Raw genomic sequence first — 15,304 nt, forward strand, 5'->3', positions numbered from 1 at the left:
CTATAATTTTGTGTTGTAAATTTTGTTAAAGGCTTCAAATTCTAATTCGATCACTACATTTTTATTTTCAGGGTTTTTTAAAAACGCTTGTAGTTTGGAAAATCCTGTAATTAGGTTGGTTGTAAAAGGCACGTTTTTAAGTTCTAAATCTTTGTCAGGATCTATATTAAGGGAGTTTATATTTACATTTCCAGCACCTATTAATATGCCGTTTGCTTCGTAAAACAAAATGCGTTTTAAGGTTACTAAACCAATGGTTTGTAAGTTAAAAGCTTGCTTATTTGGGTTTTGAATTGTAAAATCTACTAAAAAGGAGGCTTGTGTTTTTAAAGGCTGAATTCTAACATTATGAATTTTATTTAATTTAACCGTTAGAGTATCGATAAACATTTTAAGCTCTTGCAGTTTGTTAAATCCTGCATAAAGTAGAAGCGATGGTATGACTAGTAATAAGTATTTCATGTTGTAGTTGTTCTGAGTTTTAATTATTGGTTTTTAGATTGTTTAATCTCAAATTGAATTCGATTCGCATTTCTTGTTGTTGCTTTTCTAAATAGTCCACATGCTTTTTTAGATCTGTAATAATTAGCTGGTAAACCCCTAGAGAATCTTTTAAATTTCTAATTTCAATACCATCTGCTTCGCTATTATATTTTCGTTTGGTTAGTAAAAAAGTCAAGGAAGAACTAATTAAAGTTGATCCTCCAATGGCTGCAATGAAGCCTGAAATAGTTTCGTTCATGGTTATCTAATTTTAAAGTAATAGCCTAAGTGTATGTTTGCTTGATTGTCAAGTAAATTATACCCCAATGTTATGGCATGGTTGGTTTTTACGAGTAGAATTTTTGGTGTGATTTCTTGAATTCCTGATAGTGATCCTCCAAATGAAGCTCCAAAAAAGTAACTGTTTTTCCGAACGGTTCGCATTTTGAATACAGTTTTAGGCTGCAAAATTTTGTATTCCAATTTGGGGAGTAAAACTTTGTTTTTTTGTAAATCGAAAGCCAGTTTTAAGTACAGATTTGAATCTCGGTGCTTTATGGTTTGTTTCAGTTTTGAATAATATTGCTGAATGATAAATGCCGTATCTACAACTTTAGGAATATAAATAATATGATCCTCCAAACGGTTCAGACTATCAACCTGAACCGTAAGAGAATCAACAACAACTAACAAAGAATCAACAAAATGTGTTTTACTGAATATTTCAGTTTTTTGGATGTTTTTAGTAGCAGCGTTTTTTAATATTTTGTTAGTCAGAAAATAGGCTGCAAGTGTCATTAGTATAATAATGACGACTATAAGTAAATCTTTAATTTTGCTTATCATATTGGTAGGAAAAGACGATTAGTGAAGTGATTATTAAAGCGGTGGCAACTAAACTAAAACCTAGCACCACTTTTTTTTTTCAAATGCAGAAACTCTATTGATCCAGCCGTTTAGGAATACAGAATTTGTTCCTTTTGAAATGCTTTTATAATAAGCAACACGCCCTTCTTTGTAAGCTTGAAAAAAGAATAGGGGGTCGGTGTTGTTTAATGCGGTAAGGGTTTTTATGCCTATAGCACCATCAACAACTAGTGAATGACCTAATTTGTTTAGTGTTTTTTGAACGAGTTTTGCACCGTTGCCAGTTCCAGCATTAACGGAATGATCGAAGATAATTTCGGCTACATCTTGATCGATAATTTCATCGCCCCAAATGGGTTTCCAAAAGTATAGATTGTAAATTTCCTTGCTTTCTGTAAGTGATAAGTTTTTTACATCGATTTCTGTTGGTGGGTAGCCTTTCCAGCGTTCTAGTACTGGGGCTGAAATGCCGTAATTTGTACCAACTAAAGCTCCTTTAGAATTGTAGTTGCCTTTGTCGTTTGGGTGATTTTGATAACCGCCCTCATGTTTTAAAATAAGTTGTATTGCAGGGTTGTAGCTTGCCATTTTTTTAATGTTTTTAGATCACACACCCGTAACATTAAAAAGAGAACAGTATTTACATTTCGACTGGTATATAACTTAAGCCAGTTGCTTTATTTTTTTTTGAAGCCAAATAGATAATCGCCAAAATAAAAACGCTTATACCAATTTTAAAAGCGGTGGTTTTATAAAAAGGCGTTTTGGTTGCTAATGGATTTTTACCAACAACTAAAACAGCATCCAAAGCAGTAGCGGTGTCCTGTAAAATAATTATAGGTTGTATTTCGGAAACTTTCATTCGTGCTGTTTCCATGCCTAAATATGAAAATGCTGCAATTTCGTTTCCATCTGCTTCAACTTCAAATGTACCATCATCATCGGCAACTGTGCCGTTAGCTCCTATGACTATATGAGCGTTAGGTAATGGGTTTCCAATGGTATCAGTTAATCTTCCTTTAACTATCATGTTTTTTCTTTTTAATAATTATTATAATGGCTATGGCAGCAACAAAAGCAGCAGCACCTATTATTTTAATCCTGTTACTTTTTGTTTGGTCGGCAGTTGCACTTGGAGCAGGGGCGTTTTTTTGATCGCAACTCGCTTTTAATGACTGCATGTAATCAGAATCCGCTAATACACCTTTCATTTTTAACATTTCAAACGTTTCGCAGGAGGTTTCGGAAAAAGGGATAAAGTTTGACATTATTTTAAATTTAGGTTAAGTGATCGCTCAATAAAGGCTTTCATGGCATTGGGTTGGACTATTTCATCTTGTAACCACTTTGTAAGTGAGCCTTTTTCTTCATTGACGTATAAATTGTTGAAATCGTTATAAACAGAAACCAACACCGTATCGTTTTCAGATGTTAAACGTTTGTATAGATCCACGTCTCTCATGCCAAAAATTTCAATCAGATCTTCATGCAAGCTTAAAGCGTATGCTCTTACTCTTTTTGCAACATCTTCGGTAACGCCTTTTTCAAGATCTACGGTAGGCAATGGTACAGGAACGACTTTAGTTTCTTCCTCTTTTTTACCTTGGTTTTTTCCTCGGTTATAGGTAATCAATAATGTGATTAGCAGAATAAAAGTACCAATGCCTATTACTTTGGTCGTAGCACTATATTTAGCAATACTCTTTGCGGTTTCTTTGGTCATATTAAATGTTTTTACCAATAATTAAACCGCCAATAAAAACGCCTGTTAGGATTAGGTATTTTTTATTTTTAGTACAACCACAAGTACCAGATCCTTTTATTTTTTGATGTGAGGCTTCAATGAATAAAACTTCTTCATGATTTGGCTCGTCAATAATTACTGTTTCGCTTAATGGTGTGTTTGTGTTTAATAATGGAATATCTGCGGAATCCATAGCATCTAAATCGGAATACATAAGTACATTCATGGTGGTTTGGGGTTTATTAAATTTCTAAGGCATCCAGCATGGCTACCATATCTTTATCGTTTGTGAGTTTTTCAAGCTTTTCGAGTTGTGCTGTTGTTGCCACTTTTTCGATAGATTGTAGGCAATTTGTGCGTTTAATCTCGTCGTTAAAATCTTTAAAATTTGTAATTGTTACCATGTTATTCTTCTGTTTGTTGTTGTGTTTTAATTATGTTGTGATTTACTAATACTTCAATAATTTCTTTTGAAATTTCGGGAGCGTTTTCATGTTGGTTCGCTTTAACCATGTAGATCATAAAATCCTTGAAAGCTTCGGGAGTTGTTTCCAACTCTAAAAAATTGATTAGGTATTTTATTTTAGGATCTAAAGAGTTTTGTTCAATTGCTTCGGGGCTTCCTAATGCAGCAGGAGTTTGACCTTTAGAGAAAACAGACGTTAGAACGGCTAAAACCTGAGGGGATTTAGCAAGTTCCATAAATTTACTGTCATTGTTTTTCTTTAATTCTTGCATTTCAAGCTTGTTTTCGAGCTTCATATTGTCAAATTCTAAAGTTTTCAATTGTCCTTCCAGTATGGTGTTTTTTGTTTTTACTTCTGCGAGTTCGGTAGCTTTATCTTTAGCTGTAAAAATTTCAGCCATATTTAAGCCCATGTGTTGTAATCCTGCAAGCGCAGAAAAATTAGTGTCTTGATTGTTGTTATTCATTTCGGGCATTTTAAAGTTGATCGTTATGGTTTTAGCAAAACCTTGTTTAAAGGCACTTCCGTTTCTTTTTTCGGGTACAATTTGAATTTCTTCACTACCGTTAGTTTTTACCAAGTTGGTTATAAATCCAGCGGAATCTTCAAGATCGTAGGCATGATGTGCTAATCTTTTTTGATTGGGTTTCGTTTGATAAATAGTGAAAGCCCACCCGTTTGAATCTATTTTTTCTGCTATTTGTTGTATTGTCATTTTGTTGTTGTATTAAGAAGTGTAAGCATTAACGGCAGCTATACTTATTTCATATTGATCCGCTGTAGGTGCTATATCAAAACTAAGACTCAAAGTGTTTTTGTCTAACTCAATTTGAGTTGGATTAACAATTTCATTTGTGTTAACATCCTTTGCCTTTATATGTAATATATACTCGGTGTTCAAATTATGTGTGATTGTATAAGATGTGGATGATCCGTCGCCAATAACAGTAGTGTAATAGGTTACTTTACCTGCTTTGTTATCGAGTATTTCTTTAAGAATTATGTTTAATTTTTCTACTGTAACTAGGTCTTTACCATTTGTAATGTTTTCTGGTTTTGCGTTTGGTGTCGAGGCTACACCATTTTTCGCTACTGAGATATTTATCTCTTTTATAACATTACCTATTTCATCTAAAGTTAATATGTGTTGTTTTTTTTTGCTGATTTTATCTACTCTACGAGAGGTTCTATTTGCTATATAGATGTCATCTCCTTTGATTTGAAACGCATACGCTTGTCCTTCTCCTGTATATAAAAGAGTTACATCGCCCTCTTTGGTAACTTCATAAAAGTTATAAAATGAATCTGCGTAGATAGAAGTTAGAATGTATAATTTGTTCTCATAATACACCATGTATTCTGGTGGAATGGAAAACGTATGCAAAATGGTAACAGTTCCATCAGGCGTTATTTTACTTAATCTTTTGTCGTAGTGTCCTTCTAAAGCATACATAACATCGTCCTCGTCAAAAACAAGAAAAAAAGGTTTTTCACCTCCTGTTTGTGCGTATTCACTTAGTTCACCTGCTTGTGTGATTTTAAGGATGTTATAGTAAGGAGTTGAAGCAGGGTAGCTAATTATGTATAGATTATCATTTGAGTCTATTGCAGGATAGATTGTTGTACCTAATAGATTTTCATCTTCAAAAAATAGAGTGATATTTTCCTCTAAATCCATTTTATAAATAGCCTCACTGTTAAAGTATGGCATAAAATAAATGTTACCTAAACTATCCATTAGGCTATAATAAGACTGATTAGACACAGGGGTTGACAATATACTAACATTTCCAAATAAGTCTATCCTGTACACATTGGTACCTCCACCTGTAACATATAATACATCATCCCTGATAATTATAGCAACGGGTGTTGAGCCTAAAACAGCAAAAAGTGAAACATCCCCTGTTGGAGTTACTTTATATATTTCTCTTGGGTTTTTCCCGCATAAGTATAAATTTCCTGAACTATCATAACTCATTGTTTCAATAACGGAAACAGGTAAATCACTTGTAGACCAATTCGGGATAATATCAAGTCCTGAAATGTTATTATTCATTTCATTAAATTTAACGCCTTGAACTTCAACTATCCGATCTGTATAATTACCTGAATCTGTTACTTTTTGTAGGTTTGGAGTTATTGGCGGTATTTCTTCCGATTTATCCGAAACATTCTTATAGACACCTAAACCTTTATATCCGTCTCTCATAATAATTAAGCGTTACAGGTATCAGATGTTGTTTGTAAAATATACAATTCCATGCTTTGAGTTTCTGATCCTGTAAATTTTACCGATTCGTTTTGCTCATAAACCACCCCTGTAAAAGGCACGGTAAAACTATCTCCTGTTTCTAAAGTTCTGCCTAAAAATTCAACAGGGGCTTCCCCCAAATTTTCAACATAAAAAGAAGTGCATAATAATTTTACAGATCCGTTTTTTAGAAATTGAGTTGGTAACAATTGCCCTTTAGGGAATGGATAATCCATAATATATTTTTTAGATAAATATTAGTTTAATCGTTTTTTAATACGAATACTAGATCGAATGACAATGCCGATGTTAAGACCTCAGGGATTTCAACAGTAACATATACTTTTCGACCTCTTGCTTCAATATCTAAAGGCTTTTTACGAGCGTAATAGTCACCATAACCTTTGTCTATAAAATCGTCCTGATGTGTTGGTTCTTGAATTTCTCCGCTGTTATCTCTTAAGCCTAAACGAACAGCTCCAATGCCACCGTTAGAAATAGAGTACATTGCAACACCAACAGCCTTACTCATTTCAGGATCAAGTATTATTTCGTTATCTCTTTTTGATCCTGCTGATGTTCCTGTAGGATATATAATTGTTAATCTTTGATATTTTACGTTTGCCATTTTGTATGAATTAAAAAAATCGGTTCGGAATTACCGTAACCGATTTTTTAATGAATAATGATTTTCAGTTTATCTCTGGAAAGTTCCCATTCCTTTTAAAGAAACTTCGATGTAGTGCTTGTCTGCTCCTAAATCTGTGCCAATTGGAAAATCGATAATGACATCAAAAGGAACTTCTTCTTTCAATAAAGCTAAACCGCTTAATTCAATATAACCTGATTTACCATCTTTTACAGGAGCAATAAAATCTGAAACTGGTAAGTTGATAATATCTTTACCTCCTTGACGTATAATTAAGTCTGCATTTTTAAATCCTGCTGGTACGGCTGCATCATCATTTACATAAGAAATACTAGCTTCTTTTCCCGATGCAGCATTGTTCCCGTAAGCTACTCTAGCGTGAGTGATCACTTGATTGTGTGCTTTTTCAAGCGTTTGCCCGATAAAAGTTTGTACACCAGCTAATTTTTTTCCGTTTGGTGTTAATAGGTTTTTTTCGCCTGCTAAAGTTGCTGGAACTTCCGCACGAACAAATTCGGTATTGTCTCTTAAAAGAAGACCTCTGCTTTTTAATTTCGTTGCTGTGTCAACAGGGAATTGTGCCTGTGCAGCTAACTTTTGAATGAACTCTTGTACTGTTTTGAATGTGGATGTATTCATAATAATGTTTTAATTGTTTAAATTTTAATTTTGGGTGTGTGTGAAAATTTTAAAATAATATGGTTTTTAACTCATGTCAACCTCGGTGTACTCGGCATCTTGAATATATTCTACGCCACCATAAAGGGCGTTTAATGCTTCTGCTGTTTCTGCTATTTCAATTGTATCAGAAACCACAGGAACAACTGTTTTTGATTTACTAAGTGAGATCAAATTATAATCTTCAATAGCTGTTTGACCAGCACATACGGTAACGCCAAGCAATAATGCTTGTGCAATAGTGTGCATCATTCCGCTTCCTCTAACCATAGATTGTGCTAAAATTGATCCTCCTAAAATTCCAAGGTTCATTTCTTTTGAAACTGGTAAATTATGCGCTACCATTTCGTATCCTTGATACCCTGCAATAGCCCCGACTGTAGTAGCTCCTGCATTAATGATTTGCGGCTTTTTTGGTGTTTTTATTTCTAGTTTTGCCATTTTATTTATTTACTTTTTTTTGATTTGATTGCATAAGCTATTCCTCCAATAACTAATAATCCAGCTATTGAACCTCCTACAATTAACATGGTGTTATCTTTTGGGGCAGCAATAGGAGCAGGGGTAGGAGCAAGTATGTTATTCTTTGCTAAAAGCGAGGCTAAATCTGCCGTACCAATAATATCTGTAGGTGATGTGTTTTGTGCGCTTTCAGGAAGTACTAATTTGTAAAAGGGAGCTTTAAACTTGAAACCATTAATAGTTTTTTCAGTAGTTCCTAGACTTTTTAATTCGCCATCCATGCCTAAAGCGTATTGACGAAATTGGCTCATAACATTACTAGCAGCATCGCTATATCTCTTAGCATTCTTTGCTTGCTGGTCAATGCTATTGTTGCTTTTAAAATTGTGTGATTGTACTTCAGCCTCTTCATAAGCTAGTTGTGTCAACATTGTATTTAATGTTGTTGCTGCTTGTTCAGGCTTCATAAACATTAGATCGTTAAAACCGTTTTCAGCTTTGATTTCTTCTATTCTGTTTATTACTGATTGATCCTGATTTTCGTTGTCTTTTTTCTTTGTTAGAAAACTAAACATACCGTTTAATTGTTCTTTTTCTAATAAAGTGATTGATGTTGGTTCTAGTACCATAATTTATTTTTTAGATGATTTATACCCAAAATAAGCAGCAGTTACTCCACATAAACCAGCAACAGCGATTGCAATGTTTTGAGTTGATTTTAATTTTTTAATTTCCTGATCTCTATAATAAATCTCATTGTTTAAGATCTCTACTTCGCTTGCCGAGTTCTGAGATCCAGACGGAGTAATAAATGTGGTTAGTAAATCTCCCAAAAAGCCGTTTAATTGTTCAGGTTTTGTATTAATTTCTATGACCATAGTGCTTAGTTTTTTTTATTAGAATCTCTAAGCTTTTTTTCACTAGAAATTGGTTCGTTTTCCTTTGGTTTTGACTTTTTTAAGGCAATAGCCCCAAGAAAAACACTAAAAGCAATAGCACCTAAAATATATGCTCCTGCCATGTCTGTTTTTGGTGTTTCCGTGGATATAACCGTGTTCCCAGCGTAAGGAATGGTTGCTGTACTGGTAGTTGTTTGGGTTTTAGGAGTTAACCAAGAAGCTAGTAGATTACCAACTAAAGTGCCTGCGCCATTAGCAACATTGTCTTGTCTAATTTCTTGTTTTAAAACCTTTGTATCTCTTCTTATTTCGCCTACCTCAAGACGTGTTTCCTGCCTGTCTAAAGCTGCATCCTCTCTTGTGTCCAAACGGTTTTGCTGTCGTATTTTGGCAGCTTCAATTTGCTCATCGCTACGTAGAAAATCAAATAATCCGTTTAAGGCATAATGAGGCAATTCAACATTCTTATTCATTTACTTTTTTTTATTTTCTTTTTTACCTCCAATTAGTGCAACTATAGAAGCGGTTAGCACTCCTATAAAAATGTGTTTTGGGTAATTGAATTTTTTAGGCGGTAACTCAGGAACTTTTAACTGTGTAACTACGTGTATAATCTCACTACTTGTTTGTTTTGCTTGACTAGTGATTGTATCTGTGTTGCTTTCAGCTAAAAGTTGAGCTAAGTTTTTGAAAGGCAGTCTCCCTTTTGGTGTGTTGCTTGTTCTATAGTCACATGTATTATTACATGATAATTGAGATAAACCGTTTAGACCATTTTCTAAAATTAGTTCATCAAATTTTTCTATATACAAAGGCTCTTGATTGTATGGTACTGTGCCGTCAATGACTAAATTATGCGCAGGCAAAAACACGTAAACATGTGTCCAGTATTCGGGTTTATAGTTAACTTGTTTTATTTGTCTTAAGCTGTTTTCTATGCCTAAATTGGTAAGAATACTAGACACTATAATAGAGTAGCTTTTACAGTCTACACCAGTTGATCTATTTGCCCATGTTCTTGATGGGCTATAAAGTTGTTGATCTGTTAAATCTTGTAAATATTGAATGTGCCAGTAAACAAATTCTTTTATGTTTTTTACCGTTTCAAAATCGGTTTTGCCTTGTAGTTTTTTAGCTAGTTGCTTTGTTTCATCTAAAGTCCGAAAAACAATTTTTTTCATGTTTTTCAGCGTATGAAAAGTATCGCCCTTACCTAAATATACTTTCTTGTTTTTAGGTAAAGGCAATAAAGGATTGAATTTTGCTCCTGTCTTAATGTTACGGGTGTGTGTGATAATTTATAACTTTAAATGAGTGTTGGAGACAAACATACATCGCTAGTTTTTAGAGAACTTAAGATAAATTACGATAAGTAATGATTTGTCACGATAAGTAACGATAAATCACGATTTATTAAGATAAGTAAAGATCTTAACCGTCCTAAAAATTGTATATTTGAGTTAGATTTTCACACATACTTTATGACATTTATTAAACTTGATCCTGAAACTGGAAACATTAAAGCTGTTACTGGTACTACTAGAGGAGAATTAAAGAAATTTTACAAATGCGAAAAGAATTTTGCTAAGTTATCGGCAGAATTTAACAGCATAGCCCCTGAAATAAAAGGCTTAACTATATTTCCTGCAAAAGTTGTTCGGAAAATTATTGAAGAGCTGGGGATGCCTAGTGAGGAAATTGATATGCAAGTTGCTTAATTATCATTTATACTTTTTTGTCTTACTTTCAAAACGTATTGTCTTGCTAAAAAAGACATGGTTTTCTCAATAAAGACAAGGGGTTTGAGAGTTGTCTTATTTGTCTTGCTTTTTTGAATGGTCAGTCCGTATTGAAAAAAGATTTCTAGGGAGAAATAATAAAATTCAGACTTAACATACTTTTACCAACTTGCAGTTAGTATGTTTTCATCTGCTTTTCGTTGTGGTCTGCGCAAATATGCTGTAGTGATACTTAAATCATGGTGTCGTGCTTGATTCATAACCGATACAGGAGAAACCCCATTATCTAATGCAAATGTAATACCACTATCTTTTAAAGAATATAAAGGGTTTTCAGTGATCTTGTTTTTAACAATGTGTTTCATCCAGCGGTCATAATACATTCTTCCTGATGCTTGTATTTTTCCTGTTTTACATTCATTTCGAGAAAAAAGATAATCATCTAGCTTCGCATTCCTAATATGTAATGCTAATTGCTGCATCAATTCAGTTTGTACCGTTAAATAACCACTTGTTTTTTTGCTGTTTTGTCGTGAAAGGTGGATTAGTCTATCTTTTATTAAAACGTCTTTTACTTGTAGCTTACTTAGTTCTGTAGGACGTATGTAACAATAATAAATGAGCTTACAAACTAAAGATAGTTCAACATAATTTTTATCAAGGTATGCGAAAACATTTTTAATTTCATCAACTTCAATTAAACCTCTTACTTTTTCTGAATTCTTTTTAGTTTGAAACACAACAGTTACATCAATGTTTTTATAACCTTTTAAAATCATGTATTTATTAAACAATCGAAGTGCATGTAAATAATTGTTGTATGTACGAGCTTTGTTTTTACGCTCAATATACACGTAGTCTAAAAATTCAGAAACTAAAGTTGCATTAAAATTGATAACAAATTCTTTATCCCTGCCTGTAGCAATAAGCCAATTATTAAAAAGAGATATGTAACTAGAATAGGTTCTGTACGTGTCTTTTCTTATTGTTCCGCTATGATAATCCCGATCTAAGCTGTTTATGTAGTTGTTTGTAGCATCTTTAATAAGGCTTAAAGCTTTAGGTGCATCATCTTCGATTATTTCATTCCATCCACGTTCTAAACGACTGTTAATGGAAGCGACCATTTTTCTAGCCATTTTTCGTCTTTCAGAAATACTTGTATGTGGAGGAATACGCTTGCGTTTGCGAACGAGCTTTTTGGTAATGGGATTAATAATTGAATAGACAATTAGCCAATCTTTATTTTCTCTTAACTCTGCTGGAATATAATCAACAAATAATTTAGAGGAATTTGATTGGGCGTTTTTTAATTCTTTCATTTTTTTTTTACTCGATTAGTTTAAAACTAAAAAAGGGTAAATGGAAATGAAATGGAGTGACACAGATTTGACACACGCTTTTAAATGAAAATACCGAAACCCTTTTGTTTAGAAAGTGTTTCGGTATTATTGTAGCGAGAGCGGGGCACGATCCCGCGACCTCCGGGTTATGAATCCGACGCTCTAACCAGCTGAGCTACCTCGCCATAATTTGAGGCTGCAAATATATAAACATTATTAATGTTACCAAACAGATCTCAAAAAAAATAATATTAAATTTTATACCCTCACTTATCAATTTATGTATATATTGGCAATATAAATTTCTAAATTACTTATGGACGACAAAATTAGATTTGATATAGAATTTCAAATACACGCTTCCCCTCAACTTTTATATCAATATATTTCTACACCTTCGGGTTTATCAGAGTGGTTTTCGGATAACGTAAACTCACGAGGTGAACTCTTTACTTTTATTTGGGATGGTAGCGAAGAAAAAGCAAAACTCTTAAATAAGAAAGGTGGAGAACGTGTTAAGTTTAGATGGATTGCTGATGAAGAAGATGGCCTTACTTGTTACTTTGAAATTCGTATCCAAGTTGATGAAATCACTAAAGATGTGTCTTTGATTATTACAGATTTTGCTGATGATGATGATGAGGTTGATGAGGCTAAAATGCTTTGGACCAATCAAATTTCAAGTTTAAAGCAAGTATTAGGTTCTGCTTAATTACAAATAGCATATTTTAAATTATATTTGTCCCGCTTACGCAAAAAAATGCCGTAAGCGGGATTTTTTATGACAAATTTTAACGGAACACTTTTAGACGGCAATGCTTTTTTATCAATTAAAAATAGGGGATACGCTTATGGCGACGCTATTTTTGAAACCATAAAATCGAGTAGCGGAAAAATTTTGTTTTGGGAAGATCATTATTTTCGCTTGATGGCTTCTATGCGCATCATGCGTATGGAAATTCCGATGACGTTCACCATGGAGTTTTTAGAAAGTGAAATTCAGAAAACCCTTGAAGCTAATGGTCTTGAAAAGCAATCTGCCCGTGTAAAATTAAGTGTACATAGAAATGAAGGCGGCTTTTATACGCCAAAAACCAACCAGGTGAGTTTTGTGATTGCCACCGATGCGCTTGCAGAAAGTTTTTATACCGTTTCAGAGGCGCTATATCAAGTCGATTTGTTTAAAGACTATTACGTGTCGCCAAGTTTATTATCTACCCTTAAAACTAATAATAAGGCTTTAAATGTGGTAGGTAGTATTTATGCAAAAGAGAACGATTTAGATAATTGTCTTTTACTAAATACCAATAAGCAAGTTGTTGAGGCCTTAAACGGAAATGTCTTTCTTGTTAAAGGGAACACCATAAAAACACCCCCATTAACCGATGGTTGTTTAAAAGGGGTTATGAGAACGCAACTTATTGAAATTATTAAAGCGCTTCCAGAGTATGAATTTGTAGAAGATTCAATTTCTCCTTTCGAACTTCAAAAAGCAGATGAAATGTTTATTACCAATGTTATGATTGGTATACAGCCCGTGAGTAAATACAGAAAGAAAACCTTTGCTAATGACACAGCAAAAAGTTTACTTCAAAAACTAAATGTAAAAATTCGTTTGAATTAGTTGTAACTCGGGTTTTCAGGGGCGTTAGACCAAATACTATATTCCCCACCAAATTCTAGCATCTTTTCTTTCCAAAAAGATTCATAGTCTTTTTCGATGATATCCTTTTCGTAAATGTTTTCAGACACCACCCAAGAATGTGATTTTAACTCCGAGTCTAATTGATTGGTGTCCCAACCAGAATAGCCTAAAAAGAAACGAATATCATTTTCGTTAATGACATTCCCTTTTATTAGTTCTGCAACACGATTAAAATCTCCACCCCAATAAATACCTAATGATATTTCGATGCTATTAGGAATGAGTTGAGGTATTTTATGAATGAAATATAAATTGTCTTGCTCTACAGGGCCGCCATTATAAACTTTAAAAGTAGCCTGAACTTCTGGGATTAACTCATTAATTGTGTAATCGAGGGGTTTGTTGAGAATAAAGCCTATGGACCCTTCTTCCGAATGATCTGCTAATAAGACTATAGAACGGTTAAAAGAAACATCACCAATAATTGCAGGTTCTGCAATTAATAAATCTCCTTTTTTGGGTTTTATTGTCACCATATGTCGAGGAATTTAGTAACTAAAACTAATATTAATTTATTAATAATGCAACTCTTTTAGAGATATATAAAGAAAAAGCCTCCGTTTTGGAGGCTTTTTGTAAGATATAAAGAAGTAAATGATTAGTTTACTGCATTTGATAAATCAGAACCAGCTTTAAACTTTACAATGTTTTTAGCTGCAATTTTGATAGTTTCTCCTGTTTGAGGGTTTCTTCCGTCTCTAGCAGCTCTGTTAGAAACTGACCAAGAACCAAATCCTACTAAAGAAACTCTAGTTCCTTTTTTTAAAGCTCCTTCAATTTCAGTTAACGCACATTCTAAAGCTTTTTTTGCAGCAGCTTTAGTGATTCCTGCGTGTTCTGCCATTGCGTCGATTAAATCTGTTTTGTTCATAATGTATAATTTAATTATTAATAAAAGTTGGATAACATTTTTGTTTAAATCCTTTACAAATTTATACGGATTATCAAATCATGCAAGTAATAGCAAGGGAAATACCTAGATTTGTTAATAACTTGACGCATTTGTTAATAAAGACGATGTTGTTTATCGGATATTTGACGATATCAATGGTAACAAGGGTTTACAGCATTTTTGCGTTTTCTTCAAAAGTATATCCATTTAAAAGGGACGGAATGTCCATGGCGCGTTTCCCAGGAAGCTTAATTTCTTTCAAAATAAGGTAACCTTCTGTTACTGCTACTTTTAACGTTTTTTTGGTGGCAACAACGGTTCCGTTATTTGTGTTGTGGTCTTCTATTTCTTTTTCAGTAGCATAAATTTTAACATCTAGTTGGTCTTCACCATTAATTAAAGTACACCATGCGGCAGGGTAGGGGCTCAAGCCACGAATATGATTGAAGATAGCGTCAATAGGAGCATTCCAATTAATTTTACAATTCTCTTTGTGGAGTTTATAGGCTGTTTTTATGTCTTCTGAAATTATCTGTGGCACAGTTGTAACTTCATTTTTTTCTATGGCGTTAACGGTCTCTATAACCAACTGGCTTCCTGTAACCATGAGTTTATCATGAAGACTTCCTGCATTTTCATGAGCATCGATAGGCACCTTTTTTTGCAAAATCATATCGCCAGTGTCAATCTCTTCATCAATAAAGAAGGTAGAAACCCCTGTTTCTGTTTCGCCATTTATAATCGCCCAGTTTATAGGGGCTGCACCACGGTAGTTAGGAAGCAGCGAGGCATGTAAATTAAAGGTACCGTATTCTGGCATTTGCCACACCACCTTCGGAAGCATTCTAAAAGCAACTACAATCTGTAAATTCGCATTTAATGCTTTTAATTCCTCTAAAAAATCTTCGCTCTTTAAATTGGTAGGTTGCAAAACCTTTAAATTTTGAGAAAGCGCATATTTTTTTACGGCACTTTCATTAAGTTTTCTCCCGCGTCCTGCAGGTTTGTCTGGTGCTGTAATGACACCAACGATATTTTTATGATGTTCTACTAAGGTTTTTAAGGTATCTACGGCAAAATCTGGGGTGCCCATAAATACGATTCTTAAATCTTTCATTTCTG

26 protein-coding genes and 1 tRNA gene are annotated in these 15,304 nt (G+C 33.7%); 3 read left to right on the plus strand and 24 right to left on the minus strand.

The features are described from left to right. From JJL45_RS09125 to JJL45_RS09215, 19 genes are all read right to left on the minus strand, one after another. A complete protein-coding gene (locus tag JJL45_RS09125; protein ID WP_202664112.1) occupies positions 1 to 462 on the minus strand; it encodes a hypothetical protein in 462 nt (153 codons plus the stop codon). Positions 463 to 481: 19 nt separating this feature from the next. Further along, positions 482 to 742, minus strand: a complete 261-nt coding sequence (locus tag JJL45_RS09130) for a hypothetical protein (RefSeq protein ID WP_068604515.1) — start codon at positions 740 to 742, stop codon at positions 482 to 484. Between the two features lie 2 nt (positions 743 to 744). Beyond that, positions 745 to 1,329 carry a hypothetical protein gene (locus JJL45_RS09135; RefSeq protein ID WP_202664113.1) on the minus strand — a complete coding sequence of 195 codons (585 nt, stop codon included), beginning with the start codon at positions 1,327 to 1,329 and terminating at the stop codon, positions 745 to 747. 60 nt (positions 1,330 to 1,389) lie between these two features. Then, the gene (locus JJL45_RS09140) at positions 1,390 to 1,938 is read right to left on the minus strand and encodes a glycoside hydrolase family 108 protein (RefSeq protein WP_068604510.1); all 549 of its coding nucleotides are present in this window, start codon (positions 1,936 to 1,938) and stop codon (positions 1,390 to 1,392) included. Positions 1,939 to 1,990: 52 nt separating this feature from the next. Then, positions 1,991 to 2,380: a carboxypeptidase-like regulatory domain-containing protein gene (locus JJL45_RS09145; RefSeq protein ID WP_068604508.1), complete on the minus strand. Its 390-nt coding sequence runs from the start codon at positions 2,378 to 2,380 to the stop codon at positions 1,991 to 1,993. Beyond that, positions 2,370 to 2,618: a hypothetical protein gene (locus tag JJL45_RS09150; RefSeq protein WP_068604506.1), complete on the minus strand. Its 249-nt coding sequence runs from the start codon at positions 2,616 to 2,618 to the stop codon at positions 2,370 to 2,372. The genes JJL45_RS09145 and JJL45_RS09150 overlap by 11 nt, the downstream gene beginning before the upstream one ends. Next, positions 2,618 to 3,073, minus strand: a complete 456-nt coding sequence (locus JJL45_RS09155; protein ID WP_068604504.1) for a hypothetical protein — start codon at positions 3,071 to 3,073, stop codon at positions 2,618 to 2,620. The genes JJL45_RS09150 and JJL45_RS09155 overlap by 1 nt, the downstream gene beginning before the upstream one ends. 1 nt (position 3,074) lies before the next feature. Then, a complete protein-coding gene (locus JJL45_RS09160; protein WP_068604502.1) occupies positions 3,075 to 3,320 on the minus strand; it encodes a hypothetical protein in 246 nt (81 codons plus the stop codon). Positions 3,321 to 3,336: 16 nt separating this feature from the next. Continuing rightward, positions 3,337 to 3,498, minus strand: a complete 162-nt coding sequence (locus tag JJL45_RS09165; protein WP_202664114.1) for a hypothetical protein — start codon at positions 3,496 to 3,498, stop codon at positions 3,337 to 3,339. Position 3,499: 1 nt separating this feature from the next. Next, positions 3,500 to 4,276: a hypothetical protein gene (locus JJL45_RS09170; protein ID WP_068604500.1), complete on the minus strand. Its 777-nt coding sequence runs from the start codon at positions 4,274 to 4,276 to the stop codon at positions 3,500 to 3,502. A 12-nt stretch (positions 4,277 to 4,288) separates the two neighbouring features. Next, positions 4,289 to 5,773, minus strand: coding sequence for a hypothetical protein (locus tag JJL45_RS09175; protein WP_068604498.1), 1,485 nt, complete (start codon positions 5,771 to 5,773; stop codon positions 4,289 to 4,291). A 5-nt stretch (positions 5,774 to 5,778) separates the two neighbouring features. Continuing rightward, on the minus strand, positions 5,779 to 6,051 hold the full coding sequence (locus JJL45_RS09180; protein ID WP_068604496.1) for a hypothetical protein: 273 nt from the start codon (positions 6,049 to 6,051) through the stop codon (positions 5,779 to 5,781). A 26-nt stretch (positions 6,052 to 6,077) separates the two neighbouring features. Next, on the minus strand, positions 6,078 to 6,443 hold the full coding sequence (locus JJL45_RS09185; protein WP_068604495.1) for a hypothetical protein: 366 nt from the start codon (positions 6,441 to 6,443) through the stop codon (positions 6,078 to 6,080). A gap of 69 nt (positions 6,444 to 6,512) precedes the next feature. After that, positions 6,513 to 7,103: a hypothetical protein gene (locus tag JJL45_RS09190; RefSeq protein WP_068604493.1), complete on the minus strand. Its 591-nt coding sequence runs from the start codon at positions 7,101 to 7,103 to the stop codon at positions 6,513 to 6,515. Positions 7,104 to 7,169: 66 nt separating this feature from the next. Continuing rightward, on the minus strand, positions 7,170 to 7,583 hold the full coding sequence (locus JJL45_RS09195; RefSeq protein WP_068604492.1) for a hypothetical protein: 414 nt from the start codon (positions 7,581 to 7,583) through the stop codon (positions 7,170 to 7,172). Between the two features lie 5 nt (positions 7,584 to 7,588). Continuing rightward, a complete protein-coding gene (locus tag JJL45_RS09200; RefSeq protein ID WP_068604490.1) occupies positions 7,589 to 8,233 on the minus strand; it encodes a hypothetical protein in 645 nt (214 codons plus the stop codon). A gap of 3 nt (positions 8,234 to 8,236) precedes the next feature. Beyond that, positions 8,237 to 8,482 (minus strand): hypothetical protein, encoded by a 246-nt coding sequence (locus JJL45_RS09205; protein ID WP_068604487.1) that lies wholly within the window; start codon positions 8,480 to 8,482, stop codon positions 8,237 to 8,239. A gap of 5 nt (positions 8,483 to 8,487) precedes the next feature. Next, on the minus strand, positions 8,488 to 8,976 hold the full coding sequence (locus JJL45_RS09210) for a hypothetical protein (RefSeq protein WP_068604485.1): 489 nt from the start codon (positions 8,974 to 8,976) through the stop codon (positions 8,488 to 8,490). Next, positions 8,977 to 9,684, minus strand: coding sequence for a transglutaminase-like domain-containing protein (locus JJL45_RS09215; RefSeq protein WP_202664115.1), 708 nt, complete (start codon positions 9,682 to 9,684; stop codon positions 8,977 to 8,979). A gap of 300 nt (positions 9,685 to 9,984) precedes the next feature. On the opposite strand from JJL45_RS09215, the gene JJL45_RS09220 reads away from it, so the two are divergent. Further along, complete coding sequence (locus JJL45_RS09220; RefSeq protein ID WP_068604480.1) at positions 9,985 to 10,221, plus strand: hypothetical protein; 237 nt, start codon at positions 9,985 to 9,987, stop codon at positions 10,219 to 10,221. 182 nt (positions 10,222 to 10,403) lie between these two features. On the opposite strand, the gene JJL45_RS09225 is transcribed toward JJL45_RS09220, so the two are convergent. Further along, positions 10,404 to 11,564, minus strand: a complete 1,161-nt coding sequence (locus JJL45_RS09225) for a tyrosine-type recombinase/integrase (protein ID WP_068604478.1) — start codon at positions 11,562 to 11,564, stop codon at positions 10,404 to 10,406. 132 nt (positions 11,565 to 11,696) lie between these two features. Further along, a tRNA-Met gene (locus tag JJL45_RS09230) sits at positions 11,697 to 11,770 on the minus strand. A gap of 131 nt (positions 11,771 to 11,901) precedes the next feature. Between JJL45_RS09230 and JJL45_RS09235 the strand changes: the two genes are divergently transcribed. Together JJL45_RS09235 and JJL45_RS09240 are read left to right on the plus strand one after the other, a co-directional pair. Further along, on the plus strand, positions 11,902 to 12,297 hold the full coding sequence (locus JJL45_RS09235) for an START-like domain-containing protein (RefSeq protein WP_068604476.1): 396 nt from the start codon (positions 11,902 to 11,904) through the stop codon (positions 12,295 to 12,297). A gap of 69 nt (positions 12,298 to 12,366) precedes the next feature. Beyond that, entirely contained in the window at positions 12,367 to 13,209 is an 843-nt protein-coding gene (locus tag JJL45_RS09240) for an aminotransferase class IV (protein WP_068604474.1), read from the plus strand. Here the strand turns inward: JJL45_RS09240 and JJL45_RS09245 are convergent. From JJL45_RS09245 to fmt, 3 genes are all read right to left on the minus strand, one after another. Beyond that, complete coding sequence (locus JJL45_RS09245; RefSeq protein WP_067147524.1) at positions 13,206 to 13,766, minus strand: YqgE/AlgH family protein; 561 nt, start codon at positions 13,764 to 13,766, stop codon at positions 13,206 to 13,208. The two genes, JJL45_RS09240 and JJL45_RS09245, sit on opposite strands and share 4 nt — an antisense overlap. A 122-nt stretch (positions 13,767 to 13,888) precedes the next feature. Next, entirely contained in the window at positions 13,889 to 14,161 is a 273-nt protein-coding gene (locus JJL45_RS09250; protein ID WP_068604472.1) for an HU family DNA-binding protein, read from the minus strand. Positions 14,162 to 14,351: 190 nt separating this feature from the next. Next, positions 14,352 to 15,299 (minus strand): methionyl-tRNA formyltransferase, encoded by a 948-nt coding sequence (gene fmt / locus JJL45_RS09255; protein ID WP_068604470.1) that lies wholly within the window; start codon positions 15,297 to 15,299, stop codon positions 14,352 to 14,354. Between the last annotated feature and the right edge of the window lie 5 nt (positions 15,300 to 15,304).

The organism is Tamlana sp. s12 (genome assembly GCF_016767215.1).
GTDB lineage: Bacteria > Bacteroidota > Bacteroidia > Flavobacteriales > Flavobacteriaceae > Pseudotamlana > Pseudotamlana agarivorans.

Excerpts from the sequence above, each read along its gene's own strand:
- JJL45_RS09210 (WP_068604485.1), bottom strand. The coding sequence starts at position 8,976 with ATGAATAAGAATGTTGAATTGCCTCATTATGCCTTAAACGGATTATTT.
- JJL45_RS09150 (WP_068604506.1), bottom strand. The coding sequence starts at position 2,618 with ATGTCAAACTTTATCCCTTTTTCCGAAACCTCCTGCGAAACGTTTGAA.
- fmt (WP_068604470.1), bottom strand. The coding sequence starts at position 15,299 with ATGAAAGATTTAAGAATCGTATTTATGGGCACCCCAGATTTTGCCGTA.
- JJL45_RS09125 (WP_202664112.1), bottom strand. The coding sequence starts at position 462 with ATGAAATACTTATTACTAGTCATACCATCGCTTCTACTTTATGCAGGA.
- JJL45_RS09180 (WP_068604496.1), bottom strand. The coding sequence starts at position 6,051 with ATGGATTATCCATTCCCTAAAGGGCAATTGTTACCAACTCAATTTCTA.
- JJL45_RS09175 (WP_068604498.1), bottom strand. The coding sequence starts at position 5,773 with ATGAGAGACGGATATAAAGGTTTAGGTGTCTATAAGAATGTTTCGGAT.
- JJL45_RS09205 (WP_068604487.1), bottom strand. The coding sequence starts at position 8,482 with ATGGTCATAGAAATTAATACAAAACCTGAACAATTAAACGGCTTTTTG.
- JJL45_RS09220 (WP_068604480.1), top strand. The coding sequence starts at position 9,985 with ATGACATTTATTAAACTTGATCCTGAAACTGGAAACATTAAAGCTGTT.
- JJL45_RS09155 (WP_068604504.1), bottom strand. The coding sequence starts at position 3,073 with ATGACCAAAGAAACCGCAAAGAGTATTGCTAAATATAGTGCTACGACC.
- JJL45_RS09245 (WP_067147524.1), bottom strand. The coding sequence starts at position 13,766 with ATGGTGACAATAAAACCCAAAAAAGGAGATTTATTAATTGCAGAACCT.
- JJL45_RS09185 (WP_068604495.1), bottom strand. The coding sequence starts at position 6,443 with ATGGCAAACGTAAAATATCAAAGATTAACAATTATATATCCTACAGGA.
- JJL45_RS09195 (WP_068604492.1), bottom strand. The coding sequence starts at position 7,583 with ATGGCAAAACTAGAAATAAAAACACCAAAAAAGCCGCAAATCATTAAT.
- JJL45_RS09145 (WP_068604508.1), bottom strand. The coding sequence starts at position 2,380 with ATGATAGTTAAAGGAAGATTAACTGATACCATTGGAAACCCATTACCT.
- JJL45_RS09240 (WP_068604474.1), top strand. The coding sequence starts at position 12,367 with ATGACAAATTTTAACGGAACACTTTTAGACGGCAATGCTTTTTTATCA.
- JJL45_RS09170 (WP_068604500.1), bottom strand. The coding sequence starts at position 4,276 with ATGACAATACAACAAATAGCAGAAAAAATAGATTCAAACGGGTGGGCT.
- JJL45_RS09190 (WP_068604493.1), bottom strand. The coding sequence starts at position 7,103 with ATGAATACATCCACATTCAAAACAGTACAAGAGTTCATTCAAAAGTTA.
- JJL45_RS09130 (WP_068604515.1), bottom strand. The coding sequence starts at position 742 with ATGAACGAAACTATTTCAGGCTTCATTGCAGCCATTGGAGGATCAACT.
- JJL45_RS09225 (WP_068604478.1), bottom strand. The coding sequence starts at position 11,564 with ATGAAAGAATTAAAAAACGCCCAATCAAATTCCTCTAAATTATTTGTT.
- JJL45_RS09215 (WP_202664115.1), bottom strand. The coding sequence starts at position 9,684 with ATGAAAAAAATTGTTTTTCGGACTTTAGATGAAACAAAGCAACTAGCT.
- JJL45_RS09160 (WP_068604502.1), bottom strand. The coding sequence starts at position 3,320 with ATGAATGTACTTATGTATTCCGATTTAGATGCTATGGATTCCGCAGAT.
- JJL45_RS09200 (WP_068604490.1), bottom strand. The coding sequence starts at position 8,233 with ATGGTACTAGAACCAACATCAATCACTTTATTAGAAAAAGAACAATTA.
- JJL45_RS09250 (WP_068604472.1), bottom strand. The coding sequence starts at position 14,161 with ATGAACAAAACAGATTTAATCGACGCAATGGCAGAACACGCAGGAATC.
- JJL45_RS09235 (WP_068604476.1), top strand. The coding sequence starts at position 11,902 with ATGGACGACAAAATTAGATTTGATATAGAATTTCAAATACACGCTTCC.
- JJL45_RS09135 (WP_202664113.1), bottom strand. The coding sequence starts at position 1,329 with ATGATAAGCAAAATTAAAGATTTACTTATAGTCGTCATTATTATACTA.
- JJL45_RS09140 (WP_068604510.1), bottom strand. The coding sequence starts at position 1,938 with ATGGCAAGCTACAACCCTGCAATACAACTTATTTTAAAACATGAGGGC.
- JJL45_RS09165 (WP_202664114.1), bottom strand. The coding sequence starts at position 3,498 with ATGGTAACAATTACAAATTTTAAAGATTTTAACGACGAGATTAAACGC.